The organism is Pantoea sp. EEL5, from assembly GCF_049892805.1.
GTDB lineage: Bacteria > Pseudomonadota > Gammaproteobacteria > Enterobacterales > Enterobacteriaceae > Pantoea > Pantoea ananatis.
Genome location: NZ_JBNDNJ010000005.1, coordinates 82,790 through 108,723, shown reverse-complemented (window position 1 = coordinate 108,723; position 25,934 = coordinate 82,790). Strand labels below are relative to the sequence as shown.

Sequence of the window (25,934 nt, the reverse complement as noted above, 5' to 3'; positions counted from 1 at the left end):
AACAAAAAAACCTGCATTGAGGCTGTCATTTTCAGCAATCAGACGGTAATGCATAAACGGCAAAGAGAAGTTGAGCGAGATTATGAAAGCCGGATTTTGGGGGAAAGATTGCGGAGTGATGAGGCGCGAGCCAAACCTTGTGGCGGTCTGGCCCGATGAGATTAGCGAATGACGATGGTAAGCAGGATAAAAACGACTGCGATAGCTACCACCTGAATAAAAATCCGATCAAGCGTGAATTTACGCATAGCGTCACCTCACGGCGTGAGTATTTGCCAGATACCCAATCCTGTCAGGATCAGGCCGGTTAAAAGAAAAATGAACGAAATTGCGCTTTCAGATGAAAACTTCATGATGTGCTTCCTTGTCATTATGATGACGGTTAATCGCATCCGTTGATGTGAACATTAACGTCACCTGGTGAGACAGCGTCCGGCTTCTGCCTGTCAGAAACCTATGCCGTTATCCCGGCCCGAGTGCGCTGATGTTTCGGCGGCAGGCACCTCTTTATTACGCCGCTCGATATCAATGTTGCATCAGGTGATAAGTCTGACGGTTTAACGATAGGCGGTAAGCCTCTTTATCGGCTGATTTTGGCGTCATGTTCCTGTGCGGCTATCCGCATGCATGGCGACAAAAAAGGGATGATCCAGCCTGCTGTTAACGCTGCTCGTGTAGGAATAACTGCTGCGACAGCAAGACATCGCGTCAATAAGGCTTACAGCGATTGCACTCGCTTTGCGGGAGGAGGGAATAGCGCGTTTTTGAACAGTAACATGACCACAGTCCTCATTCGTTAACTGCTGGCTGACCAGAATGGCGATTGTCATGCGGGTAATCATGGTCGGCTTTGCGAAACAGCCATCCGAACCTTCAATCACGCCGATACCATGAAGCCTGAATGAATGCGTGCCTAGTATAATCAGGATGCAACGTGAGTAAAGCCAATACCTGTGGGTGAGTGAGGATAGGTTTAAGTTACTCAGACATGAAATTATCGTTGCTGATTTCCGGTCACGGTTATCAGCCCTTACCAGTGCCTCTGATTCAGGGCGCTTTCACGCCATTCGCCATTCGCAGTTGCGAAGGGGTCAAGCCTGTCACCTGTTTGAAGCGGTGGCTGAAATGACTTAGCGAACTAAAGCCAGTATCCAGTGCGATTTGCGTCAACGGCAGCGAGGTTGACTGCACCATCTGCTGTGCTTTTTCCATGCGGCGCTGCATGACGTACTGATGCGGCGCAATACCGAGCGACTGGCGAAACATCCTGGCAAAATGGTACTCACTCAGGTTTGCCTGAGTGGCCAGTGCATCAAGCGTGAGGGGCAATGCCAGGTGCGCATCAATAAAAGCCAGCGTATTGCGTAATACAAAGGGGGCCAGTCCACCCGTTACCGCCGGAGGCCGCCACTGAACGCTGGAATAGTGCTGGATCAGATGAGTTAATAACAGGGTGCTGGCAGTGCTCAACATGAGGTGATTTGCGGGCTGCTGCCAGTCACAGCTGAGTAAGAACTGGCGATACAACGTGGTGATACTGGCATCACTGCAAAATATTTTCTCATCCAGTGCAATCGACAGCGGGCTGCGATCCCATATTTTCTCGCCCACATCGCGTAAATGCTCATCTGTGCAATAGAGATGCACAAAAGAGAGGTTATTACGTACGTCCCATGTGGATTCGCTCTGCTGCGGCATCAGGCAGAATTTATCTGGTCCACCGCCGTTTCGCCAGCCGGAAGCGGTTTTGTGGTAACTCTCATAGCCATCGGCAACATACAGGCTTAGCGTGTGATGGTTACTGTTTACGGTAATCCTGTCTTGCTTGTTGTGCCATGCTGCCAGCCGGATGCCGGAGTTAAGCATGACCGATTCGCGCAACACAGCTTTATTTTGACGCAGTATTTCAAACGTGTCGTAAACGCGAGACATAACTCTTTTCCGCCCGTTCATCAGAGGCTCAGTCTAGGGCGAGAGCCAGCAGGTAGCCAGATCTGTATCGTTAAAATGCGCAAGATTTTGCAAATCAGACGCAGGTTCATAGAAGCGTGCGTCCTCATCAGTTGGGACACTGTGTTCTGCTTCGTTTAAAGGAAAAAGCATGAACGCATTACTCTATGCTGTGGTCGTGGTTATCTGGGGTACAACCTGGATTGCCATCTTTTTGCAACAAGGGCCCGTTGATGTCACGGTGTCCGTTTTCTGGCGCTTCGCCATAGCCAGTATTTTATTGTTGACGCTCCTGCAGATAATGGGGCGCCTGCGCAGATTATCGCCGCGCGATCATCTGTTTTGCGCTTTGCAGGGCTGCTGTGTATTTTGCTTTAATTTTTGGTGCTTTTACACCGCCGCCGGTTATATCAATACCGGTTTAGAGTCCGTGATTTTTTCCATGGCGGTGCTGTATAACGCAGTAAACAGTTATCTGTTTTTTGGGCAGCGCCCCCAGCCGCGTTTCTGGTTTGCGGTCACGCTGGGATTAACGGGCATGATCCTGTTGTTTTGGGACGATCTGCACATCAGCGGCGCAAGCGGTGGACTGTGGCGAGGCATCGGCCTGTCGGCGTTGGGCACGTTTGGCTTTTCTCTGGGCAACATGATCAGCCTGCGGCATCAGCGCAGACAGCTGGAAACCATGACCACTAACGCCTGGGCTATGTTATACGGCGCAATGGTCATGGGCATTATCGCTCTACTTCGTGGCGTGAGTTTCTCACCGCTCTGGACACTGAGCTACCTCAGTGCCTTGCTTTATTTGTCCATATTCGGTTCGGTCATTGCGTTTTGGGCGTATTTCACCCTGGTCAGACGTACGGGCGCCGCTAAAGCCGCATACACAACACTGATGTTTCCGTTGGTTGCCCTCACCTTATCGACGGTTTATGAAGGCTATCACTGGCAAAGCCACAGCGTGGTGGGATTGCTGATGATCCTGGGCGGTAACCTGGTGATGTTCGGACGTCCCTTGCGCTGGCCAAAACCGAAACCCATGCCGGGCACGCTATAAAGCAGTGATCAGATAAGGCGTTATTCACTGGCTTGCGGAATGCTCTGCGGCTGAAGTTGATATATCCATGCGGTGACACTGTCACCGTTTTCCAGGGCCACCTTAACGCTGATCCGGTCATAACCCTCCTCAAATTCATCCAGCATCGGCCAGTGTAGGTACAGATTGTCCGAGGAAAAAAGAAAGCCCTGCACTTGTGGCCCGCGATCGTCCACAACAATACCGGGGAAGCCTGCAGCCGCGCCGCGCCCTTCAGTAAAAAAAACGCCCCGGACAACTCCGGCCTGCCAGGCGCCACCGATGTTCTCCAGAAGAGAGGCGTTACTGCGGCCCGGACACAGGGTGCCATAAACAAACAACCTTTCCATATTCGTCTCTGTCACAAAAAATGCCACCTTACCTGTCTGGAATGTCGTTGTCATCAGGCAGGGGCGATCAGGTCACGAGTCTGTATATCAGGCTGATAAACAACAACCTTATGCAAGGCAACGCGCAAATAGAACAGGGTTTAATCGCTAAAGGCTGAGGCAAGTCATTATTTTTTATTCCCGTCAGCGGTTGAGTGACTTAGTCTTTATTTTCTATTTATCAAGTTTTAGAAATTAAATATATCTCTGATTAACAGGTAAAGCTGGTTTGTACTGTGCCGATAAGAATGCATTGCGATAACCTTTTTTCAATTTCACACTCAGGGGCTTTTATGACTATTACCCAGCGTTTGGTGCTGGCATTTTCATTGCTGGCGTTATCACTTTGTGCGCTCGTTGCTGTTTCATTATCCGTGATATCCGGTTTCCAGTCGCGCTTTGAATATGTTCAGGTGAATGCGATACCCAGCATTAAAGATCTGAACAAGTCAATCAGTGCAACTAACCAGCTCGGGCTGGCATTGTATCGTCATCAGTCGATGGCCGACAGCGCGAAACAGTCCGCAGCTGAAGATAAAATCAATGGCATTCTTGATAATATTAAATCGCTGAATGACTACTATATGGCGAATGATATTTCCAGTGATGAAGATAAAGCGATGACGGTACAGGCGCAACGTAACCTTGACGCGGTTCGTAGCACGCTTCCGGCATTTCTTGCAGCTTCGCGCAGTCACGATAATGCCCTGTCGCTAGAACAGCTTCAGGGCGAAAACGGCATTGGCGCCGCTGCCCGCAAAATGGAGTCTGACTTCACCAAACAAATCGATTTGAATATTAAAATTGGTGATGGATTAAGAGCAGAGAATAACCGTATTTATTCACAGACGTTTTGGATGATGACAAGTGCATCCGTGCTGGTTATTGTGTTACTCGGCCTGTTCTCTGTCAGTATTATTCTGGGAATTAAAAGAAGCCTGACCAGCATTAAAGATACGATGTCGACCGTCAGTAATAACCTTGATTTGACCTGTTCAGCGCCTGTCCTCAGAAACGATGAAATAGGCCAGACCGCATCAGCGTTTAATGATTTGTTGAAACGTGTATCCACCACTCTGATGTCTGTGAACCATTCAGCGCAATCTGTCAGTACGGGCGCGACGCAAATCGCAGCGGGCAATGAAGACCTGTCATCGCGTACGGAACAACAGGCGGCTTCACTGGAAGAAACGTCAGTCAGTATGGCGACGCTGAGCGATACCGTGCGTCAGAATGCGGAAGGTGCGGTCCAGGCCAGCAATCTGGCAAATAATGCCAATACGCTGTCCAAACAAAACGGCTCCGCAGTCAGTCAAATGTTGACGACGATGGGCGACATTCGCGGCAGTTCTGCCAAAATTTCTGAAATCACCGGGCTTATTGAGGGGATTGCTTTCCAGACCAATATCCTGGCGCTTAATGCCGCGGTAGAAGCGGCACGTGCCGGTGAACACGGCAGGGGGTTCGCGGTCGTCGCCTCTGAGGTCCGTAATCTGGCACAGCGCTCTTCGTCCGCAGCCCGGGAGATTAAAGATCTTATCAACGTGTCAGTTTCACAAGTTGAGCAGGGCCTTGAGCAGGCAACAAGCGTGGGCAGCAATTCAGACAACGTCAGCAATGCTATTCAACAGGTCGCTGATTTAGTCAATGAAATTGCGGCCGCTACGGCCGAGCAGAGTAAAGGCATTGAGCAGGTTCATCTGGCCATCGGGCAAATGGATGAAGTGACGCAGCAAAACGCCTCACTGGTTGAAGAAGCGTCTTCGGCGTCTAAATCTCTGCAGGAGCAGGCAGAAACGCTGTCGAGACTGGTTTCAACCTTTAAGGTTAATGACAGTGTCACCCAGGTTGCTTCACCAGCCAGTGTGCCGGTGAGCCCGTCAGTACCCGCATTGAAAAGGCCGGATTTGAAAGCAGTCAACGTCGATAAGGTTAACTGGGAAAGTTTCTGATGCCTTCTTTAGGGATCTAAGCCCGCCGGTGCCTGCTGGCGACAAAAAGCGCTGTGTACGACAGCGCTTTTTTATTGCCCGATGCACGTCTTTTCTGCCAGTAAAGCGGGTGAGCGTGTCGCTTGTTGTCCTGGGTAACAGGCAGGCCTGATCAGGCCCCCTGTTACTGCCGGTTATCACTCACTGATCTTGCACCTGATTCTGACGGCGTCCTTCTCTTTGCATGACCAGGCTGAGCGAGGCCGGTAACAGCGTTAACGTGACCAGCGTTCCGGTGACCAGACCGCCGATAATGGCGTACGCCATTGGCCCCCAGAAAACCTGCCGGGAGATGGGCAACATGCCGAATATCGCCGCACAAGCCGTCAGTAATATTGGTCGGGCGCGATGAATAGCCGCGTGATAAATCGCCTCGTTGTGCATCATGCCTGCCTGAGTATTACTGTCCACCTCACTGATCATGATCACCGCGTTACGGATGATCATGCCTGCCAGCGCGATAATCCCTAACAGCGCAACAAATCCCATTGGCGTTCCACTCGGCAACATGGCGATAACGATGCCGGGTAAGCCGAAAGGGGCCATCAGCAGCGCCAGCAACATTCTTGAGAAGCGTTTCAACTGCAGCATCAACAGGATAAGCATCACACTCAGCGTGACCGGCAACACCGCAAACACCGATCGGTTACCTTTATCCGATTCGGCGACGGTACCGCCTTCTTCAATATGATAGCCGGCAGGCAAGGACGCGCGGAATGTATCCAGTTCGGGCTTCAGCTGATCTGAAACGTTTTCAGCACGCGCCGTAGGGGCAATATCGGTTTGCACCGTAATGTAAGGCTGGCGCTGACGTCGCCAGATAACCGGATCCTCAAGCTGCCATTTCAATGTCGCAACCTGACCCAGTGGGATTTTCTGTCCAGAGGCGGTATCCAGCATCAGACCGTTGAGGATATCGGTATTTTGCCGTTCCTCATCGTTTCCCCTGAGCACCACATCAATCAGTCGGTTACGATCACGGATCGTGGTTACCGTACTGCCTGACGTCACAGTATTCAGCATGGAGGCAATGCTTTCAGAAGAGACACCAACCGCACGCGCTGCCGTCTGATTGACATCAAGTCTGATAACCCGCTCGGGTTCACCTGCTGTCATATTCACCTCACGCGTATTTGGCGATCGTGACAGCTGTAAGGCCAGTTTTTCCGCAATTTCACGAACCTGCCTGTAGTCGGGGCCTGTAACGCGGTACTTTAGCGGCCAGCCAATCGGTGGCCCCAGTTCAAGGGGCGAAACGCGCGAGGTGATATCACTAAAGTCACGTGCCAGGATGTGATCCAGCTTGTTGCGTACTCTGTCACGAGCGTCAAGGCTCTTCGCAACCACCACCAGCTGGGCAGTATTTTCATTGTCCAGCAAGACCTCCATCGGCAAATAGAAACGTACCGCGCCAGAGCCGACATAACTGGAGAAATGATCGATGTCGTTATCGCTGCGTATCAGGTTTTCCAGTTGTCCGGTTCGCCGGGTGGTTTCGGTTTGAGAGGCATTCGCGGGCAATGTCAGGTTCACTAACAGCTCAGGGCGGTCTGAAGCGGGGAAAAATTCCCCCTGCATCAGCGTTGTGCCGAAGATCCCCATGCCCAGCAGCAGGAGGGCGAGAGTGACCGTCGTCCAGCGATACCTAAGCGTTTGATCGAGCAGGCGGCGATAAAATCGGCCCATCAGCCCCGGCTGTTTGTGCGTTGCGTGGGCGCTATCGGTCAGCAGCCAGGTGCCTGTCACGGGTGAAAACAGAATAGCCACCACCCAGGAGCAGAGCAGAGAAATCAAGACAACCGCAAAAAGCGAGTAACAATATTCGCCCGCGCTGGAGGCGGCAAAGCCCACTGGGATAAAACCGGCTATCATCACCAGCGTGCCCGTCAGCATAGGGAAGGCCGTGGTTTTAAACGCAAATGTTGCCGCCTGCCATTTGCTGTCGCCTGCTTCAATGCGTGACACCATGGTTTCCACCGTGATCATCGCATCATCAACCAGCAGCCCGAGTGCAATAATTAAGGCGCCCAGTGAAATACGTTGCAAACCTATCCCTGCAAACGTCATTCCGACAAACGTCATGGCCAGCACCAACGGGATCGCCGCCGCGACCACCAGCCCCGCCCGAAAACCCAGTGAAAAAAAGGATATCGCCAGGACAATGATGACGGCTTCCGCCAGCACCTGAACAAATCCGCTAACCGCCGTTTTGACGACGGTGGATTGATCGGCGACTTTTATCATATTGATACCATGCGGTAACTGGCTGGCGATAATTGCCATCCGCTGATTGAGTGCCTGGCCAAATCTGAGCATGTTGCCAGAAGGGGCCATGGAAACCGCCAGCCCAATGGCGGGCTCACCATTGACACGAAAGGTGGAAGAGGGTGGCTGTGAGGGCTGAAGCGAGATCGTCGCAATATCCGACAGCGGGATAAAGCGCTGACCAATGCGCAGTGTAACCGCCTCCAGGTTTGCCACCGTCGTCAGCGCACCGCTGACACGAAGCGCAATATTCTCTTTATCGGTGCGTATTTCCCCCGCGGGCGCCACGGCATTCTGCGCCGTTAATGCATCGCTGACTTGCTGAAGCGTAAGGCCCATACCATCCAGCTTCCTGGGTGAGAAGGCGATAACAATCTGCTCCTCCTGTTCACCCAACAGGGTAATTTTGCCCGTGTCAGGCACATCCATCAGGTCACGACGAATATTATCGACCTTATCGCGCAGTTCACGTGGGCTGAAGCCATCGGCGGTAAAACCATAAATGGTGCCAAACGTATCACCAAACTCATCATTGACGCCTGGGCCCTGAACGCCTTGCGGCAGGCTTGGGGCGATATCCTGCATTTTTTTCCGGATCTGGTACCAGATGGTTGGAACCTGTGCCGGGGGCGTATCATCGCGCAGATTAACAAATATCACCGTCTTGCCAGCCCGCGTTTCACTTTCAATAAAATCCAGCGAAGGCGTTTCCTGAAGCTTTTTTTCCAACGTATCGGTGACCAACTGCATGGTGTCTTCGACCGTGGCGCCAGGCCACTGTGCCGACACCACCGCCGTTTTAATCGTAAAGGCGGGATCTTCATTACGCGGCAGATCGATGTAGCTGAGAACACCCGTCGTCATCACTAACAGCATAAAGAAGATCACCAGCTGCTGGTGCGCTAGCGCCCAGGCGGACAGGTTAACGCCGTGCAGAGTGCTGTCCGGTTTCATTTGTCGTTCTCCTCAAGCCTGACGCGCTCGCCTGGCAGCAATGTTTTTACGCCTGCGGTGACCACGCGCTCGCCCGGCTGCACGCCAGCGCTGAGATAGATCTGCTGTGCATCAAACCGCGTCAGTTGGATGGGCCTGACCTGAATCTGCTGGGTTTTGCTGTTAACGACGAAGACGGCAGGCCGCTCCCCGGCTCGCGTGAGTGCACTGGCTGGCAGCGCAATGACCTGGTCCACTTTTCCGGGAAAAGTGCCCAGTACCGTTGAACCCAGTGCCATATCGGCTGGCGGATTGGTCAGCGTCACGCGAAGCCGCCAGGTGCGGGTTTGTGAATCGGCCTGCGGGCTGATATCACGAAACTGCCCGTCCGCCTTCAGCGCAGGATTGGATAACAGCGCGATCCGGATCGGCGTGGTTGTCGCCTTTTCTGTGAGTGTAGGTTCGGCGAGGTCAAACACGGCATCGCGCTTGCCGTCGGCTGCCAGCGTCATGACCGTCTGCGCCGCACTCACCACCTGCCCGGGCTGAACGTTTATCGAGGTGATCACGCCGTCACGCGGTGCGGTGAGCTGTGTCCAGGCCATATTATCGCGCGCATTTTTAAGCGCAGCCTCACTGCTTTGACGGCGGGAAACGGCGACCTGCCAGTCACCTTGCGCGCTATCTAACTGCGCGCGGGAGATGGCACCGCCCGGCATGAGCAGCTTCATACGGTGAAGCGTGAGAGCGGCAACGCGCTCCGATGCCCGTGCACTGTTGAGATCGGCCGTCGCGCTGCTGAGCTGATTTTGGGCAGCGTTACTCTCTAATGTCGCAAGCACCTGACCTGCGGTAACGTGCTGACCCATATCGGTCGTTCGGGCGGTTACCCGACCCTCCAGTCTGAACGCTAACGCTATTTCTTCGTGCGCCCGGATCTCACCCGTTTGCGTCATAAGACCGCCACTGGAAAAAGGCGGTACCGTCAGGGTACGGACGGGACGTAGCGTGTCCCGCTGGGCAGGCTTTTCATCTCTACACCCTGCAAGTATCAAGATGCCCACCACGAACAGTGGCGGTACAGCAGCGTTGAAGAGGGTGAGGTGGCGCAGCGCCTGGCGAGCAAAACAAGGAATAAAATCTGTCATAGCCGGATTCCTTAAATGAGACAGCCTCATTTAACGTGGCTTATGTCCAGAATCCTTTTATGAATCATCAAGAAATGGTCAAGGTCAGCAAAAATGCCTGGCGCAGGGCGCGCAGGCTTCACTTTTGCCGGTCCTACTCTGCTGGCAGGCTTTCTATTATGGGTAGCGTAATCATGATGTGTAATCCTCCTTCAGGCGGCAGGCTGGCACGGATAGCACCGCCGTGAGCCTCAACGATGGCTTTCGCAATAGACAATCCCAAACCGCTCCCGCCAGAATGACGGGCCCGGGAGGAGTCTGCCCGGGTGAAACGGTCAAACATAACGCTTAAGAACTGAGGATCGACACCCGGACCATAATCACGAAACTGCAGGGTGATGGCGGAGTCTGGGGCGTGCGCATCAATGGAAATTCGCTTGCCTTCGGCCGCATAGCGCAATGCATTCTCCATTAAAATCGTGATCACCTGACCGAAGCGGAAAGCATCGCCCGTATAAGGCAGCGATGTTGGTGACTGAACATCTATTTCCACCTGCTTAGCCTCCGCCTGTAGCGCCAGCCAGGAAGCCCTTTCCCGCACCAGGTCAGTAAGATTAAACCGGGACAGATTCAGGCTCAGCTGACCGGCATCGGCTAGCGACAGCAGATGGAGCTCGTCTGTCAGCCGGCTCAGTTGCGTCAGCTGCTTCATAATCATGGAAAACTGTCGAGGTTCGGGTTCAAACACGCCGTCCACAATGCCCTGTAGTCGCCCCATGGCCGCGGTTAAGGGCGAGCGGAGTTCATGGGCAATCGCAACATGTGAGGCTTTAAGTTCACGCTCATAGCGCGCCAGCTGCTGGGTCATCAGGTTAAAGTCATCGGTGAACCGCACTAACTCCTGCGGCGCGCCTTTTACCTGACCGACCGAGGTGCTGAATTTTCCCCGTGCGACATCACGCGCCGCGTGCGCCAACTGGCTGAATTGTTTTGCCAGCGGCAAGGCAAAGCGCAATCCCATCACCACAAAAAAGGGAATAATGAAAGCGACCAGCACGGCTACGGTAATCCAGTCCGAAGACGCAATAGAAGGGTCGGAAAAGCCAACGCCCCACCATTGATCGACGATCTGATGAAAGCGAGCCGGATCCTGCTCCGGATGCAGGCGCAGTTGGGAAAACTCTGCCCAGAGTGCGGCGGGCATACGGTAGTAAACCCAGAGTATTTGCAGGGCAAATCTCAGCCACATGCAAAAGGCGATAAGAATCACGCCGCCTAAGCCGAGAATCAGTATGCGGATACAGATCCAGCGCCACATTGAATCGTTGCTGTCTGGCTTCATGGTTGTCTGAACCTGTAACCCACGCTGCGCACTGCGGGTAAAATCTCCGTCATCCCTGCGGCCTCAAGCTTGCGGCGGAGATTGTAGACGTGTGTATCAACGACGCGTTCAAGCGCATCACTCTCTGGCAGACAGTTCTCGAGCAAAAACAGTCGGCTGAACGGGCGAGTGGGTGCGCGCATTAAGGTCACCAGAATGGAAAATTCCGTCGGTGTCAGATCGAGTCGGTGAGTGCCTTGTGCATTGTTAACCACCGCGGTCAGGGAGTCAGGATCGACCTCCAGCCCTGCCCAGCATAGCTTATCATCCGCCACTTTCGCTTGCCGCGCGCGGCGCAGTACGGCCTGAACACGCGCGACCACCTCGCCGGGATGGTAGGGTTTAACGACATAGTCATCTGCGCCATAGCGCAACGCGCCGATTCTGTCTGGCGCGTCTCCCATCGCGGTTACCATAATAACGGGCGTGTCACCGCTGCGTCTGATCGCGGCCAGCACTTCGGTGCCATTCATCACCGGCAGCATGACGTCCAGCAATATCAGGTCAGGTTGCCAACGCCCGACCTGTTCCAGCCCCGTCATGCCGTTACTGGCGACCATCACGTCATAGCCATCACGTTTCAGATAGGCTTCCAGTACGCTGGCGGCATCGGCGTCATCTTCAATAATCAATACGCGTTTTGTTTTCATTTGGGCCACCTTGACCGTTTCTCCATCGTTTCCTGGGCTTTTGTTGACACGCTGTTTTTATACTCCAGCCTGGTCGCGACAATGTCGCCTTCATGACACCACCTGATGAGATCAAGCAAAGTGATAATAACCGGAAAACATGCGCTTCACATGGTCAGTTTAATGCTGACGCTAAGTGTTCTGAATGCCAGGGCAGATGACAGTTCTGCGCCGGAAAACAGCCTGACAGTGGGTTTGGCGGCAAACAATGCACCACGTTACAGCGGGGCGAAACAGCTTCACTGGCAAGCCGTTCCGGTTATCCAGTGGCGCGAGGGGCCGATATTTTTTGATTCTCAGAAAGGGATAGGTTACGACTTACAGGCTGAAAACGGCCTTTACCTGGAGCATACACTGGGATTAAGTCTGGGTCGCTCAGACCGTGATTCGTCGTGGCGAGCAGGGGACGACAGCCTGAAAGGCATGGGGAATATCGATCCGGTTGTCAATACCGCCCTGGCTCTCGGTTGGTCGGTAACGCCCTGGTTTATCGTGGAAGGAAAAGCGACGCTTCCTCTAAGCGACAGCCAGGGTGTTCAGTATCAGACATCGGTCACCCTCATTCCATGGCAGACGAAAAGTGACACTGTAGCATTGCAGATAGCAGGACTGTTTGGGGATGCGCGCTATATCAACACGTTTTACGGGGTAAGCAGGGAGCAGCATGTCCGAAGCGGGTACGCCGATTACACCGCCCATGGCGGCTTCTATGGGACGGATGCCAGTGTGACATGGAGCCATCAGTTTGCTTCAGGATGGGGAACCAGTTTAATCGGCGATTACAGCTGGCTGGATAAAAACGCAGCGGACAGTCCAATTGTCTTCCGCCGCGGGGGGGCCTCCGTGACGGCGGCAATCACCTACTCATTCTGACAGGCCAGACCAACAGGATTGTCTGACGGCTACGGGCGCTGAGTTCCTGTGAGGGTTAAGCCAACCCCCAAAACAGGTCTGTCAGCGCTTAACCTTTATGGCATGCAATCCGGTCATAGCCTGTTGGCGATTTCTTTGCGGCTGCTTTGCGCTTTTTGCTGTTGATCTTAGGCAGCCAAATCCTGAACTGCTCAGCCAGCAGTCTCGCCTGTTGTTCATCAACCGTCCGGCAAATAAACAGCTTACTCTTGGTCTGATGCGTCACATCAGTGGCATAAATTTCGTAGCTGCTGCCGCGCTGATCGTATTCGATGTCGGTGAAATGCATGTGTGGCCACAGGCCAGTTCTGACCTCAAATTTGCTCAATTCCATGTTTGTTACCGTTAAGTTATTGCTGTGATTAATGTCGTTATCCCTGGTCGGGCCAGTAAATGTAGAACAAATTAGGATTTGTGCCAGTGCGAGGCAAAATTTTTCCGTATTTTTCAAGAGTGATGTGTAAAATCAAGGTATTACCCTCTAATGCAGACTGGTCTTAAGGAGAAAAAATGATTGTCAGGACATGGCACGGATGCGTTCCGCGAGAACATGCCGAAGGGTTTGCCCGCCATCTACAAAAGACGGGTGTTGAGCACGCCCTGGCGACGCCAGGGAATAAAGCCGCTTTCGTGCATCAGGAAGCGCAGGGAGAGTGGCAGCATTTTTTTCTGGCGACGTACTGGGAGGATTTAACTGCAGTGAAAAAGTTTGCGGGTGAAAATTACCACGTCGCCGTGACCTGGCCGGATGATAAGGCCTTTGCCTTAGTCTCTGACCCCTATGTTTTCCAGCATCAGGTGAGCGAAATCGTGCCGCTGTAAATGCTCAATATCGGTGCACCCGTCGGTTGATGAAATCAGCCGACAGGCTGACAAAAGCGGAGAAGATAGCCGTCGGGGTCCTGAACCAGGAACTCTTTTTGACATTCGACGCGTTCGCCCGTGTCGTAACAATTTTCGCGTAGCGGCCGAAAGAGGGGCGTACTCAATCTGAGCAGACGACTGTAGAGCGTCTCAATGTCCGGAACGTCAATCTGTAAGTTTATTCCTCGTCCCAGAGGATAGGCCATTTCAGCGGTGAGCCAACCGCCTTCGTGTACCTGTTCAATCATTAGCTGTACTTGACCATAACAGAGATAGGCAAAGTCAGGATTCTCGCGCCTGATTCTCACCTTAAAACCGATCGCCTCCACGTAAAAAGCCCAGGATGCCGCAAAATCCGTCACGGCAAGTTCAGGCACCATCGGGTTCCAGTATTGAGTGGCTGAGGTTTCATTGGGACGCATGGTTACGGGTAACACCCTGAATTTCAATAAAATTGTGGTTAAGTGAAATTTTCTGTCGAATAAAGCGGGCCAGACGACTAATAAATAACGCGATTCACCTCTGTGACTTTCCCCGATCGTAGCGATTCTGTCAATTTTGTCCTCAGCCTTTTTTGAACGCCAAACTGTCTTTTTAGTACCTTCACGCAACTGTCAAACATATCTGTTTATTTAATGTGATTAGTCTGGTAAAAGTGAGAAATATCATGTCAATTTGTTAATTTCTCAAGGTGTTTAATGTTTGGTTAAGGTTCCGGGCGTATGATTTGAGACCGGTGTGAAATAAATATTTTTCTAATGTTTTATTTCTCTTGCCAGATTTTTGTGATTTTGCCTGTTTTTTGCCGATTTTGACGACGTTTGATGAACGTTCAATTGCATTTTTCTCACTTTTGCATTTCAAAATTCATCTCAGTTTGTAGAAAAACGGCAAAACAGTTTAAGGATATTACTTGATGGCGTTTCTTCCGTTTTCCCGCCCATCTCTGGGTGAAACTGAACTGTCTGCAGTACGTGATGTGTTTGCATCGGGATGGATTACTACCGGGCCAAAATGTGCAGAACTTGAGCGTGCATTTTGCCAGCTGACCGGAAATCAACACGCTATCGCCGTGACTTCCGCCACCGCCGGTATGCACGTCATGTTGATGGCGCTGGGCATTAAGGCAGGGGATGAGGTTATTACCCCTTCACTGACCTGGGTTTCCACACTCAACATCATCACTTTACTGGGCGCCACACCGGTCATGATCGATATTGACGTCGATAACCTGATGGTCACGCCTGAAGCCATTGAAGCGGCAATCACCCCAAATACCAAAGCGATCATCCCTGTCCACTACGCTGGCGCACCCGCCGATATCGATGCCATTTATGCTATTGGCAAACGCCATGGCATTCCGGTCATCGAAGATGCGGCACATGCGGCCGGCACGTATTACAAGGGCAAGCATGTTGGCGGGCATGGCAATGCTATTTTTTCATTCCACGCTATCAAAAATATGACCTGCGCCGAGGGTGGTCTGGTCGTGACCGACGATGCTGCCCTTGCCGATCGGATCCGTAGCCTCAAATTTCATGGCCTTGGCGTCGATGCCTTTGACAGACAAACCCATGGCCGTCAGCCGCAGGCGGAAGTCATCATGCCCGGCTTTAAATACAACCTGCCTGATATCAGCGCGGCCATTGCGCTGGTCCAGCTTGAAAAGTTGCCTGAAATCAACCAGCGCCGCGCGGCCATTGCGCAACGCTATCTGGAGGCGCTGAAAGATACGCCCTTCAAGCCGCTGGTTCCGCCCGCCTGGTCGCACCAGCATGCGTGGCATCTCTTCATCATCCGTGTGGATGAGCAGGCATGTGGTTTCTCTCGCGATGCGCTGATGCAGAAGCTTAAAGAGCAGGATATCGGAACCGGCCTCCATTTCCGCGCGGCCCACACACACAAATATTACCGCGAGCACTATCCGCAATTATCGTTGCCCGCGACTGAGTGGAACAGCGAGCGCATTTGTTCGATTCCGCTGTTTCCCGACATGACAGATGATGACGTTGAACGCGTTATCAGCGCACTACGTGAACTGACTGGGGTTTAAATGTTCGACGATAAAGAGATTGAAAAAGTATCGGTAGTGATCCCGGTCTATAACGAGCAGGAAAGTTTACCGGCATTAATTCAGCGCACGAATGATGCCTGTAAAAGTCTTAATCTGGACTATGAGATCCTGTTGGTTGACGACGGGAGCCAGGATGCATCAGCCGTAATGATTGCTGACGCCGCCTCGCTGCCGGACAGCCATATTGTGGCTGTGCTACTTAACCGTAATTATGGCCAGCACTCCGCGATCATGGCGGGCTTCAGTCACGTCAGCGGAGATTTGATTATCACGCTGGATGCAGACTTGCAAAATCCACCTGAAGAGATCCCGCGTCTGGTGGCTGCCGCCCAGGAAGGCTATGACGTTGTGGGCACCGTTCGCCAGAATCGCCAGGACAGCTGGTTCCGCCGTCAGGCATCACGCACCATCAACCAGATGATTCAGCGCGTGACCGGAAAATCGATGGGTGATTATGGTTGCATGCTGCGGGCTTACCGTCGCCACATCATTGATGCCATGCTGAACTGCCACGAGCGCAGCACGTTTATTCCTATTCTAGCGAATACCTTTGCACGACGCACGATCGAATTGCCCGTCACTCATGCTGAACGTGAGCACGGCAGTTCAAAATACAGCTTCATGCGCTTAATCAACCTGATGTATGACCTGGTGACCTGCCTGACCACGACCCCGTTACGTATGCTGAGCGTGCTCGGCAGCCTTATTGCGCTGACTGGTTTTGCCTTCTCCGTGGTGTTAATTCTTCTGCGACTGTGTTTCGGAGCAGCCTGGGCCGGTGATGGCGTCTTCGTGTTATTTGCCGTGCTGTTTATTTTCATCGGCGCGCAGTTTATTGGTATGGGGCTGCTTGGCGAGTATATCGGCCGTATTTACAACGATGTTCGTGCCAGACCTCGCTATTTTATTCAACGTGTTATCAATCCTCAGAAAGACCGTTCTGTACAGGAAACCGAGTAATGAAAACTATCGTCTTCGCTTATCACGACATGGGTTGTGCGGGCATCAATGCGCTGTTAAAAGCGGGCTTTACCATCAGCGCGATCTATACCCATGCCGACACGGCGTCAGAAAATCACTTTTTTGGCTCAGTGGCGCGAATCGCGGCTGAAAATTCTATCCCGGTTTATGCCCCGGAAGAGGTTAACCATCCTCTGTGGATCGATCGCATCAAATCGGCTGAACCCGATGTGATTTTCTCTTTCTATTACCGTAACCTGCTGTGCGATCAGATTCTGAACAGTGCGAAGCAGGGTGCCTTTAACCTTCACGGCTCACTGCTGCCAAAATATCGCGGACGCGCACCATTAAACTGGGCGCTGGTCAACGGAGAAACCGAAACCGGTGTCACTTTACACCGCATGGTTAAAAAAGCGGACGCGGGCGAGATCATTGCTCAGCAGCGTGTCGCCATCGCCGATGAAGATAACGCACTGACGCTGCACCGCAAGCTGGTTGACTGCGCCAGCGCGCTTCTTGAAAGTGCTTTACCTGCCATGAAACAGGGCAACATCGTTGGCACCCCGCAAAATGAAGCGGACGCCACGGTCGTGGGCCGTCGTACGCCAGAAGATGGCCGGATTAACTGGGCGCTGCCTGCCAGCCAAATTAATAATCTGGTGCGTGCGGTGACCGATCCGTGGCCGGGCGCGTTTGCCTTTGCCGGCACCACCAAATTCGTGGTCTGGAAAGCAAAAGTACTCTCCACCCCGCATAACGTCAGGCCCGGCACCGTGCTGTCTGCAGAGCCATTTGTCGTGGCCTGTGGAGAAGGCGCCCTGGAGATTCAGACCGGCCAGACCGCAAACAGCGTGTACATGAACGGTGTTCAGCTGGCTCAGCATCTGGGCATGGTGAATGGCGCACTGCTTTATTCACAGGCCGTTGCAGCCGTAAAACGCCGTACCCGTGTCTTAATTCTGGGTGTGAACGGGTTTATCGGTAACCATCTGACCGAACGTTTGCTGCAGGATGACAATTTCGAAGTCTTTGGTCTGGATATCGGTTCTGATGCGATTAGCCGGTTTGTCGGACATCCACGCTTCCAGTTTGTTGAAGGCGACATCAGTATTCACTCTGAGTGGATTGAGTATCACATCAAAAAATGTGATGTGATACTGCCCCTGGTGGCCATCGCAACACCGATTGAATATACCCGTAATCCGCTGCGCGTTTTCGAACTGGATTTTGAAGAAAACCTCAAAATTGTCCGCGACTGCGTTAAATACGGCAAACGCATTATTTTCCCCTCGACGTCTGAAGTGTACGGCATGTGTACCGATGCGAATTTCGATGAGGATCACTCAAATCTGGTCGTGGGTCCGATTAACAAACAGCGCTGGATTTATTCCGTTTCCAAGCAACTGCTGGATCGCGTTATCTGGGCTTACGGGGAAAAAGAAGGGCTGCGCTTTACCCTGTTCCGTCCTTTCAACTGGATGGGCCCGCGCTTAGACAACCTGAACGCGGCGCGAATTGGGAGTTCACGTGCGATCACTCAGCTGATCTTAAACCTGGTGGAAGGATCGCCCATCAAGCTGTTTGATGGTGGTCGCCAGAAGCGTTGTTTTACCGATATCAGCGACGGTGTCGAAGCGCTGTTTAAAATTATTGAAAACAAAAACAATAATTGCGACGGACAAATCATCAACATCGGTAACCCGGATAACGAAGCCAGCATCAAAGAGCTGGCTGAGCGTCTGCTGGAAAGCTTTGAACGTCATCCGCTGCGTGCCAGCTTCCCACCGTTTGCCGGCTTCCGCGAAGTGGAGAGCAGCAGCTACTACGGCAAGGGCTATCAGGATGTTGAACACCGTAAGCCATCAATCCGTAATGCTAAACGTCTGCTCGGCTGGACGCCTACCGTGGAAATGAACACCACGATTGATAATACGCTCGACTTCTTCCTGCGTACCGTTGAGCTTCAGGACGACAAGGAATGAGAAAGGTTGGTCTGCGTGTTGATGTAGATACCTGGCGCGGGACAAAACTTGGCGTCCCCGCGCTTCTGGATCTGTTCAATAAACATGATCTCCAGGCGTCGTTTTTCTTTAGTGTCGGACCCGACAACATGGGACGCCATTTATGGCGTCTGATGAAACCACGCTTTCTGTGGAAAATGCTGCGCTCACGCGCAGCATCCCTTTATGGCTGGGACATTCTGTTAGCCGGAACGGCCTGGCCAGGAAAGCGGATCGGGGCAGGGATGAGCGATATCATTCGCTCAACCGCCGATCGCCATGAGGTCGGTCTGCATGCCTGGGATCATTTTGCCTGGCAAACCTGGGCGGGCGTCTGGAAAGCGCCGCAGCTCATTCAACAGATAGCGTTAGGGCGCGATGCGCTGGAAGCCATAACAGGACAACCGGTGACCTGCTCAGCGGTGGCCGGATGGCGCGCTGATGGTCGCGTAATCCAGGCAAAAGAAACGTTTGGCTTTCAGTACAACAGCGACTGCCGTGGTACCAGGCCGTTTCGCCCACAGTTAAGAAATGGCGAGCTGGGTACGGTTCAGATCCCTGTCACCTTACCGACATGGGACGAGGTCGTCGGACCCACGCTCAGCGCCGAACGTTTCAACGACTACATTCTGGAAAAAATTCAGGCTGACCAGGGCACGCCGGTTTATACCATCCATGCCGAAGTGGAAGGTATCAGCCAGCTTAGTGCGTTTGATACGTTGTTGCAGCGCGCCCGTGAGCAGGGAATACAGTTTTGCCCGCTGAGCGAACTCTTACCTGCAGACCTCGAAACCTTACCGGTGGGTAAAGTGGTTCGTGGTCATATCGCTGGCCGGGAAGGCTGGTTGGGTTGTGAGAATTTAACAAGGTAAGCACCATGACTGCCACCAAAAAGACCCTATTACTGGTTTCACTTTTTATCCTCTATTATTTAGTCCCTCTGGAGTTCCGTAATCTCTGGCAACCTGACGAAACACGTTATGCCGAAATCAGCCGGGAAATGCTGCAAAACGGTAACTGGATTACGCCGCATTTCTTCGGTCTGCGTTATTTTGAAAAACCGATAGCCGGATACTGGTTCAACACCGTAGGTCAGGCCATTTTTGGCCACAATAACTTTGCGGTCAGGATTGGTTCGGTCTTTTCAACGTTGATGAGCGCAGTGCTGATTTTCTGGCTGGGCTGCCGTATTTTTGCGCAGCGCAGCGTGGCGCTAACGGCCAGCGTGATCTTTTTAACCTCGCTGCTGGTTTACGGCGTTGGAAGTTACGCGGTGCTGGACCCGATGCTGACATTGTGGATGGTGGCCGCTATGTGCAGCTACTGGTACGCCAGTGAGGCACAAACTAACCCGCAAAGGGTCGTGCGTTATCTGCTGTTAGGGCTGGCCTGCGGTATGGGCTTTATGACCAAAGGCTTTCTGGCTCTTGCCGTACCGGTGATAGCGATCCTGCCCTGGGCCATCTGGCACCAGCGTTTCCGCGAACTGGTTATTTTTGGCCCGCTTGCCATCGTCAGCGCGGCATTAATCAGTGCGCCCTGGGCGATCGCGATTCAGCAGCAGCAACCTGACTTCTGGCATTACTTTTTCTGGGTCGAGCATATTCAGCGTTTTGCAGAAGAGAATGCCCAACACAAAGCGCCTTTCTGGTATTACGTGCCCGTACTGATCGCCGGTGCGCTTCCCTGGCTGGCGCTGCTGCCTGGCGCATTGCGGTCGGGCTGGCGCGAACGCAAACAGTCTCCCGGTGCACTTTATCTCCTGAGCTGGGTGGTCATTCCGCTGCTGTTTTTCAGTATCGCAAAGGGCAAACTGCCAACGTATATCCTGCCCTGCTTTGCGCCGTTGGCCTTGCTGATGGCCAGCTATGCCTGGCAAAAAGCCCGCCAGAACACGCGAGTCTTTACCATCAATGCGTGGATAAATATCGTATTCGGTACGGCCTGTATTATTGCGTTATTAGCCGTATTTGCGCCCTGGGGTTTGAGTCATCGACCGCTCTATGGACCGCATCAGTTGCTGGCGCTGTCTATGGCCGTGTTGTCCTTTGCTGGCTGGGCAATTGCGGGGCTTTTCAGCCTGAAATCGCCACAAAGTCGTTGGCTGGCAGCGGCGCTATGCCCGCTGGCTCTGGCACTCTGTGTGGGTTCGGCCATTCCTGAAGGCGTTGAAAACACGAAGCAACCTCAGGTGTTTATTCGCAGCATTGAAAGCAGCCTTGCCAATAGCCGCTACATATTAAGCGATAATTCAGGCGTCTCTTCTGCGATTGCCTGGACGTTGCAGCGTAGCGATATCATTGCATACAGTCAAAAAGGCGAACTGCAATATGGCCTCAGCTTCCCTGATGCGCATTCCTCCTATGTCAGCAGCGAAGATTTCCCGCAGTGGCTTAAGGCACATCGTAAAGCGGGCAATGTCTCATTGATTTTAATGCTGGATCGTGGAGAAGCGACGCCAACAGACTTACCGCCTGCGGATGCTGTTTACCGTAACGGTCGGATGCTTTTGCTGCAATATAACCAGGCTGATGAGTGATGAGTTTGTTGTTGGTCCTGCTGACCAGTCTGCTTACCTGTGCCGGTCAGCTCTGCCAAAAGCAGGCGGCGCGTCAGACAAACCGGGCACGACTTACAGGTTGGCTGGTTGCCAGCCTGGCGCTGCTGGCGCTGGGGATGGTCGTCTGGCTGTTAGTGCTGCAGCGGTTGCCCGTCAGCCTGGCTTACCCAATGCTGAGTATTAATTTCATCCTGGTCGCGCTGGCCGCGCGCTTTGTCTGGCAGGAAAGAATGACCCGCTGGCAGTGGATGGGCACCGCACTGATAGTGGTGGGCGTGGCCATCATAGGGAGTTACGCATGAGAGGCTACCTGCTGGCACTGTGCAGCGTCTTACTGGTGACGCTGGCCCAGCTGATGCTGCGCTGGGCAATGCACCAGTTGCCCGCGTTGCCGATGTTGATAACGCAATACGCGCTTTACTGGCTACCGCTGCTGGTGCTGTGTGGTGGCTTAACGGCGTATGCCTGCTCGATGGTGAGTTGGTTTTTAGCACTGCGCCACCTGCCGCTGAGCCGGGCTTATCCGCTACTGAGCATCAGCTACGTGCTGGTGTGGTTGCTGGCGATCAGCCTGCCGCTGTTTGCAGAGCCGTTCCATGCGGGCGCGATGGCGGGGGTATTTCTGATCCTGGTGGGTTTACTTTGTCTGTGCGTCAAGCCAGGAAAAACGAGCTGAAAGCACGGTTTCCCTCTGAGCCATGTCAGGCAGTTAACGTCTGGCTATGCCGAAAGAGCAGGGGCAGGCTTGGCGAACCGCGTTGATGCGAATCAAACACAAACGCCGGCATTATGCCGGCGTTTTTTATCATCACAGTCAGAACGTTTCCCAGTTACCCTCGGCTGGACTGGGCTGACGTAGAGAGACAGGCGCTTTGGTCACAGATTTTGCTGTGTTGTGGCTAACGGCCATTCCACTCTTGTTCGCGGGCAAACGGAACACGGCGACCGTTTTTTCCAGCTCTTCTGCCTGAGACTCCAGCGAGCTGGCGGCGGCTGAAGACTCTTCAACCAGTGCGGCGTTTTGTTGTGTTGTGGTATCCATTTCTGTCATTGCCTGAGCAATTTGTGATATGCCGCGGTTTTGCTCATCGGAAGCCGCCGCGATTTCGCTCATGATGTCCTTCACCTGCGTGACGGACAAGACTATTTCATCCATCGTCGATCCCGCCTGATCGACCAGCGTGGACCCTTCGTTAACACGATGCAGTGAATCACGGATCAGCGTCTCGATTTCCTTCGCCGCCACAGAACTGCGCTGCGCAAGATTTCTGACTTCGCCGGCGACAACTGCAAAACCCCGACCTTGCTCGCCCGCCCGTGCCGCTTCAACAGCTGCGTTCAACGCCAGAATATTTGTCTGGAAAGATATTCCATTGATTACGCTGATGATTTCGCCAATTTTACCTGAGCTGGTTGTAATGCCTTGCATGGTGGTGACTACGTTACGAATGATGTCACCGCCCCGTCCGGCATTCGCCGATGCTTCCGTTGCAAGCTGGCTGGCATGGTGCGCGTTTTCAGCATTTTGCTTAACGGTGGAAGTTAATTCTTCCATACTGGCAGCGGTTTGCACCACGGCGGCAGACTGCTGTTCAGTGCGCGATGACAAGTCCATATTACCGGCGGCGATCTCAGAAGAGGCACGCGCCACACTGTTCACTCCGTCGCGCACGTTGGTGATGATGTTTTGCAGACTTTCGTTCATCACGCTGACCGCCTGCATCAACTGGCCCAGTTCGTCGCGCCGCGTGGTTGAAAGCGTGGCGGTAAGGTCGCCTTCAGAGATGCGCTGAGCCACGCTCAACGTTTCTTTCAGCGGTACCGTAATGGCGCGCGTAATACGCCAGGCAACCAACAGGCTGAGCAGGATACACAATGCGGCAACGACGGCGATCTGACGTTCAGCGTTAAGTAGAGCGCTGGTAGATTCAGATGCCTGGTAGTCAAAGAGCTCAGCCACAGATGTATTTAACTTTTCGGCCACTGCACTGAGTTGTGAAGAGGCAGCGGCCTCTGCACCCACGGCAGTCATATAGTCCGTAAAAGCCTGCTTTAACTGCGTCAGATCCGTTTTCTGCGTATTAAGGACCGCCTGGATCTCAGGAATGGCGAGCGCCGAAAGCTGAGTTCGGATCTGCTCAATGGACGTAATGTTACCGTAAATTTCGACTTTACTGGCTTCAGTGGGCTTATCAATAAAGCGCTCGACGTCACCGGCGACCTCCTTCAGTAATGAGGCTAAGCGTAATACCTGCAGCATTGCCTCTGGCTGAGCGGGAACATTCACCCCATCAAGACTTTGCCCAAGCGTGAGCAGATCGTTACCCTGAATAACCGCAGAAGCCGCAAAGGTCTTTTTGGAGGCGAGATAGAATGCCTGGCGCAGGATTTGATAGCTTTGTAACGCGCTCCCCAGAACGTCAAGCTGTTGTTCACCCTGAGCGTTCCAGTCAAATTTCTTTAACGTGTCAAAATGGGCGCTTAATTCGTTGAGTGCGCGGGCGTTGACCTGAGCATACTGCTCGTCTTTCGTGTACTGATACAGTAAACGGTTCATGCGCGCTTTACTGAGTGTATTGACCATGTTGACGGTAACGTCTTGTTTTGCTGAATTCTCTTTAATGCTCTGGAAACCTTTAAAGGCCAGAAGCGCTATCGCGAGGGTCGCAACGATAAGCACGCCAAAACTCAACCCCAGCTTTTTTCCTATTTTCATATCGGAAAACGTACGTGTAATAAACATAATTTCACCCTGACAGGAAGGAAAAAGAAAGCGTGTTTTGCAGCCTGTATTAACCCCACACTGCTTAATGAAACTTATCGACTACCACCATGAAAACTTTAAAGACAATTTGAAATATAAATTCACAACTGTGACATCAGTCTGTTTAAGCGCTGTTTTATGACTTTTTTATGGTTTAGTATTAACAGTTAAGCCCATAATAGTTAGGGGGCGAATAATTTAAGCAGGTTTTTTGCTGACTTTTTTTTACATTTGAAACCAGAAAAAATATAAAATTTAAAAATCTTTACTAAGAATAAAGGATTTTAAAATCAATAAGTTGGTTGATCTGCCTTCCGGCGGGTATTTATTAACATCTTAAAGATTTGATAATCACCCCTGAAACTTAAATTCGCAGAAAAAATACGTTACTTTCTCTTAACATCGCCAGCTTAGTGATTAGCATTCTAGTTATAATTTGTATTAGTTAATTACAGAGATTAAATAATATTTCTATGAAACTCGCTCCCTGAGAGGTACGTTTAATCTGATTAATCTTTTTCAACTATTTGGAAACAGGCTAACCAAACATGCAATATATGACCTTTCTTCTTGCTGCATTAATTTTCTGCGGCTCTGCCGCCGCCGCGCCAGCGTCAGAACCCGTTTCACTACTCTCTCGGGCACTGCATGAGAGAATGCTGTTAATGAAGGATGTTGCAGCCTTCAAAAAAACGCACAATAAGCCGATTGAAGACCTGGCTCGGGAACAGGATGTGTTAGCCGAAGCCAAAGAGAAATCGGCAAAAGCTGGCCTCGATCCACAGTCTGTGACCGCTTTTTTTCAGGGACTGATGGATGCAAGTAAAGCGATTCAGTATCGTTATCTGGCAGACTGGTTGAGTGCTCCGCATGCCGTCCCACCCGCGAAAGATCTGGCAGAGTTGCGCCAGCAGATTAATCTGTTAGACGGACAGATTTTGCAAGCCATCAACCAGCAGCTGTCACAGGGTGGTTTTACCAAAGGCGATTTAGCTCAGCTACATCAGCAGCTAAATGTCCAGCATCTGAGTGATAACGACATCAATAACGTTTTGCTGGGGCTGGAGCACATTCGGCTCAAAAAATAACGGTCCGCCGCGCGCGGCGGAATGCACGTCCAACATCCTTGAACGTCTTCTCATAGGTTTGCAACGTGACAGGTTATCTACCTTAACGGGTACCGCAATTTTTACTCTAAGAATCCTTAACTCCCCGAAGCGTCAGCAGGAAGTTGACGCTTCGTAACCCGGCAATTGCGCCTTTCGCGGCGAAAGCACGCTCATCCGGGTTACCTGCGTTTCTTCATTGCTGAAAGCCTGCAGGGCTGTTTAAAGAAAGGTAGGGAATGTCACGATTTATATGGCTGTAGCCGACTACGTCGGGCGTAAGGGGCCGTTCATCATCTGCGCCATCTTTTACGTCCTCTGGCGCCGTCATGCCGCTTAAGCGCCATTCGAAACAAGGCTCTCACTGCAGGAGTTAATTCAGATTAAAACGTCCGCTTTGTGCTGTGAGTTCAACCGATAGATGCAACACATTTATTGAACCCTTCTGCGGGTGATTCATAGTCTGGCGTTTTTCTCGGTCTTTCGTTGAGCTGCCTGGCAACACTGTTTAGTCTTTGCTGGCTGTGAACCGATAAGTCAGTTCCCTTTGGAAAATATTGTCTGAGCAACCTGTTCGTATTTTCATTTGAGCCACATTGCCAGGGGGATTGAGGATCGCAGAAGTAAATCCGGATGTCTGCTGCTACAGTAAACCGGGTGTGGCAGGTCATCAGTTCTTAAAGGAGCCTCACCCCTGATTGTTTAGAGCGTTGATACTCTCGGAAGCGCTTAAAAACAGGGCATAAATAACCGTCGCAAGCACTTTTTTTTGACAGTCAGTAAAAAACTGAGGTTTTTAGCAATAATATTTTTTTAGAAAAAGTATGAAAGTGACGCCTTTTTCCAGGGGCAAAATTAAATAATCCTCCCACTTTATGTAACTGCTCACTTGCA

The 25,934-nt window shown here is 52.2% G+C and carries 23 protein-coding genes and 1 pseudogene; 13 read left to right on the top strand and 11 right to left on the bottom strand.

What is annotated here, in order from left to right:
* The first annotated feature begins 155 nt into the window (after positions 1 to 155).
* Complete coding sequence (locus ACPXSQ_RS17865) at positions 156 to 311, top strand: hypothetical protein (RefSeq protein WP_014333085.1); 156 nt, start codon at positions 156 to 158, stop codon at positions 309 to 311.
* Between the two features lie 288 nt (positions 312 to 599).
* Here the strand turns inward: ACPXSQ_RS17865 and ACPXSQ_RS17860 are convergent, their stop codons facing one another.
* Both ACPXSQ_RS17860 and ACPXSQ_RS17855 read right to left on the bottom strand, forming a co-directional pair.
* Positions 600 to 881: a hypothetical protein gene (locus ACPXSQ_RS17860; RefSeq protein ID WP_013027822.1), complete on the bottom strand. Its 282-nt coding sequence runs from the start codon at positions 879 to 881 to the stop codon at positions 600 to 602.
* A 166-nt stretch (positions 882 to 1,047) separates the two neighbouring features.
* Positions 1,048 to 1,932, bottom strand: a complete 885-nt coding sequence (locus ACPXSQ_RS17855; RefSeq protein WP_014598165.1) for a helix-turn-helix domain-containing protein — start codon at positions 1,930 to 1,932, stop codon at positions 1,048 to 1,050.
* Between the two features lie 169 nt (positions 1,933 to 2,101).
* Here ACPXSQ_RS17855 and ACPXSQ_RS17850 point away from each other — a divergent pair, with 169 nt between their 5' ends.
* On the top strand, positions 2,102 to 3,007 hold the full coding sequence (locus tag ACPXSQ_RS17850; protein ID WP_013027824.1) for a DMT family transporter: 906 nt from the start codon (positions 2,102 to 2,104) through the stop codon (positions 3,005 to 3,007).
* A 20-nt stretch (positions 3,008 to 3,027) separates the two neighbouring features.
* Here ACPXSQ_RS17850 and ACPXSQ_RS17845 read toward each other — a convergent pair whose 3' ends face one another.
* The gene (locus ACPXSQ_RS17845) at positions 3,028 to 3,375 is read right to left on the bottom strand and encodes a gamma-glutamylcyclotransferase family protein (RefSeq protein WP_014333089.1); all 348 of its coding nucleotides are present in this window, start codon (positions 3,373 to 3,375) and stop codon (positions 3,028 to 3,030) included.
* Positions 3,376 to 3,707: 332 nt separating this feature from the next.
* Between ACPXSQ_RS17845 and ACPXSQ_RS17840 the strand changes: the two genes are divergently transcribed.
* A complete protein-coding gene (locus ACPXSQ_RS17840; RefSeq protein WP_014333091.1) occupies positions 3,708 to 5,366 on the top strand; it encodes a methyl-accepting chemotaxis protein in 1,659 nt (552 codons plus the stop codon).
* Between the two features lie 180 nt (positions 5,367 to 5,546).
* On the opposite strand, the gene ACPXSQ_RS17835 is transcribed toward ACPXSQ_RS17840, so the two are convergent.
* The 4 genes from ACPXSQ_RS17835 to ACPXSQ_RS17820 form a co-directional block, all read right to left on the bottom strand.
* The gene (locus tag ACPXSQ_RS17835; protein ID WP_105088706.1) at positions 5,547 to 8,624 is read right to left on the bottom strand and encodes an efflux RND transporter permease subunit; all 3,078 of its coding nucleotides are present in this window, start codon (positions 8,622 to 8,624) and stop codon (positions 5,547 to 5,549) included.
* Complete coding sequence (locus tag ACPXSQ_RS17830) at positions 8,621 to 9,751, bottom strand: efflux RND transporter periplasmic adaptor subunit (protein ID WP_014604610.1); 1,131 nt, start codon at positions 9,749 to 9,751, stop codon at positions 8,621 to 8,623. The genes ACPXSQ_RS17835 and ACPXSQ_RS17830 overlap by 4 nt, the downstream gene beginning before the upstream one ends.
* A gap of 133 nt (positions 9,752 to 9,884) precedes the next feature.
* Positions 9,885 to 11,072, bottom strand: coding sequence for a sensor histidine kinase (locus ACPXSQ_RS17825; protein ID WP_014604611.1), 1,188 nt, complete (start codon positions 11,070 to 11,072; stop codon positions 9,885 to 9,887).
* On the bottom strand, positions 11,069 to 11,761 hold the full coding sequence (locus ACPXSQ_RS17820) for a response regulator (protein ID WP_014604612.1): 693 nt from the start codon (positions 11,759 to 11,761) through the stop codon (positions 11,069 to 11,071). Before ACPXSQ_RS17820 ends, ACPXSQ_RS17825 begins: the two co-directional genes overlap by 4 nt.
* 105 nt (positions 11,762 to 11,866) lie before the next feature.
* Here ACPXSQ_RS17820 and ACPXSQ_RS17815 point away from each other — a divergent pair, with 105 nt between their 5' ends.
* Positions 11,867 to 12,673 (top strand): MipA/OmpV family protein, encoded by an 807-nt coding sequence (locus ACPXSQ_RS17815; protein ID WP_426144197.1) that lies wholly within the window; start codon positions 11,867 to 11,869, stop codon positions 12,671 to 12,673.
* Positions 12,674 to 12,761: 88 nt separating this feature from the next.
* On the opposite strand, the gene ACPXSQ_RS17810 is transcribed toward ACPXSQ_RS17815, so the two are convergent.
* The gene (locus ACPXSQ_RS17810; protein WP_014604614.1) at positions 12,762 to 13,046 is read right to left on the bottom strand and encodes a hypothetical protein; all 285 of its coding nucleotides are present in this window, start codon (positions 13,044 to 13,046) and stop codon (positions 12,762 to 12,764) included.
* Between the two features lie 176 nt (positions 13,047 to 13,222).
* Here ACPXSQ_RS17810 and ACPXSQ_RS17805 point away from each other — a divergent pair, with 176 nt between their 5' ends.
* Positions 13,223 to 13,534: a hypothetical protein gene (locus ACPXSQ_RS17805; RefSeq protein ID WP_013027833.1), complete on the top strand. Its 312-nt coding sequence runs from the start codon at positions 13,223 to 13,225 to the stop codon at positions 13,532 to 13,534.
* Positions 13,535 to 13,569: 35 nt separating this feature from the next.
* On the opposite strand, the gene ACPXSQ_RS17800 is transcribed toward ACPXSQ_RS17805, so the two are convergent.
* Entirely contained in the window at positions 13,570 to 13,956 is a 387-nt protein-coding gene (locus ACPXSQ_RS17800; RefSeq protein ID WP_014604616.1) for a bleomycin resistance protein, read from the bottom strand.
* A 536-nt stretch (positions 13,957 to 14,492) separates the two neighbouring features.
* Between ACPXSQ_RS17800 and arnB the strand changes: the two genes are divergently transcribed.
* Genes arnB through arnF form a run of 7 tightly spaced genes read left to right on the top strand, consistent with a single transcriptional unit; the run spans position 14,493 to position 21,846 of the window.
* Positions 14,493 to 15,629 (top strand): UDP-4-amino-4-deoxy-L-arabinose aminotransferase, encoded by a 1,137-nt coding sequence (arnB, locus tag ACPXSQ_RS17795; RefSeq protein ID WP_014333101.1) that lies wholly within the window; start codon positions 14,493 to 14,495, stop codon positions 15,627 to 15,629.
* Positions 15,630 to 16,610 (top strand): undecaprenyl-phosphate 4-deoxy-4-formamido-L-arabinose transferase, encoded by a 981-nt coding sequence (gene arnC, locus ACPXSQ_RS17790; protein WP_013027836.1) that lies wholly within the window; start codon positions 15,630 to 15,632, stop codon positions 16,608 to 16,610. It abuts the gene before it with no gap.
* The gene (gene arnA, locus ACPXSQ_RS17785; RefSeq protein ID WP_014604617.1) at positions 16,610 to 18,592 is read left to right on the top strand and encodes a bifunctional UDP-4-amino-4-deoxy-L-arabinose formyltransferase/UDP-glucuronic acid oxidase ArnA; all 1,983 of its coding nucleotides are present in this window, start codon (positions 16,610 to 16,612) and stop codon (positions 18,590 to 18,592) included. The genes arnC and arnA overlap by 1 nt, the downstream gene beginning before the upstream one ends.
* A complete protein-coding gene (gene arnD / locus ACPXSQ_RS17780) occupies positions 18,589 to 19,482 on the top strand; it encodes a 4-deoxy-4-formamido-L-arabinose-phosphoundecaprenol deformylase (RefSeq protein ID WP_013027838.1) in 894 nt (297 codons plus the stop codon). The genes arnA and arnD overlap by 4 nt, the downstream gene beginning before the upstream one ends.
* A gap of 5 nt (positions 19,483 to 19,487) precedes the next feature.
* Positions 19,488 to 21,149, top strand: coding sequence for a lipid IV(A) 4-amino-4-deoxy-L-arabinosyltransferase (gene arnT, locus ACPXSQ_RS17775; protein WP_104933802.1), 1,662 nt, complete (start codon positions 19,488 to 19,490; stop codon positions 21,147 to 21,149).
* Positions 21,149 to 21,472 carry a 4-amino-4-deoxy-L-arabinose-phosphoundecaprenol flippase subunit ArnE gene (gene arnE / locus ACPXSQ_RS17770; protein ID WP_024471468.1) on the top strand — a complete coding sequence of 108 codons (324 nt, stop codon included), beginning with the start codon at positions 21,149 to 21,151 and terminating at the stop codon, positions 21,470 to 21,472. The genes arnT and arnE overlap by 1 nt, the downstream gene beginning before the upstream one ends.
* On the top strand, positions 21,469 to 21,846 hold the full coding sequence (gene arnF / locus ACPXSQ_RS17765; RefSeq protein WP_013027841.1) for a 4-amino-4-deoxy-L-arabinose-phosphoundecaprenol flippase subunit ArnF: 378 nt from the start codon (positions 21,469 to 21,471) through the stop codon (positions 21,844 to 21,846). Before arnE ends, arnF begins: the two co-directional genes overlap by 4 nt.
* Before the next feature lie 138 nt (positions 21,847 to 21,984).
* Here arnF and ACPXSQ_RS17760 read toward each other — a convergent pair whose 3' ends face one another.
* On the bottom strand, positions 21,985 to 23,913 hold the full coding sequence (locus ACPXSQ_RS17760) for a methyl-accepting chemotaxis protein (RefSeq protein WP_426144196.1): 1,929 nt from the start codon (positions 23,911 to 23,913) through the stop codon (positions 21,985 to 21,987).
* A 569-nt stretch (positions 23,914 to 24,482) separates the two neighbouring features.
* On the opposite strand from ACPXSQ_RS17760, the gene ACPXSQ_RS17755 reads away from it, so the two are divergent.
* Positions 24,483 to 25,022, top strand: a complete 540-nt coding sequence (locus ACPXSQ_RS17755; protein WP_013027843.1) for a chorismate mutase — start codon at positions 24,483 to 24,485, stop codon at positions 25,020 to 25,022.
* 428 nt (positions 25,023 to 25,450) lie between these two features.
* On the opposite strand, the pseudogene ACPXSQ_RS17750 reads toward ACPXSQ_RS17755, so the two are convergent.
* Positions 25,451 to 25,711: pseudogene (locus ACPXSQ_RS17750) on the bottom strand (IS30 family transposase); the annotation flags it as partial.
* Positions 25,712 to 25,934 lie beyond the last annotated feature (223 nt).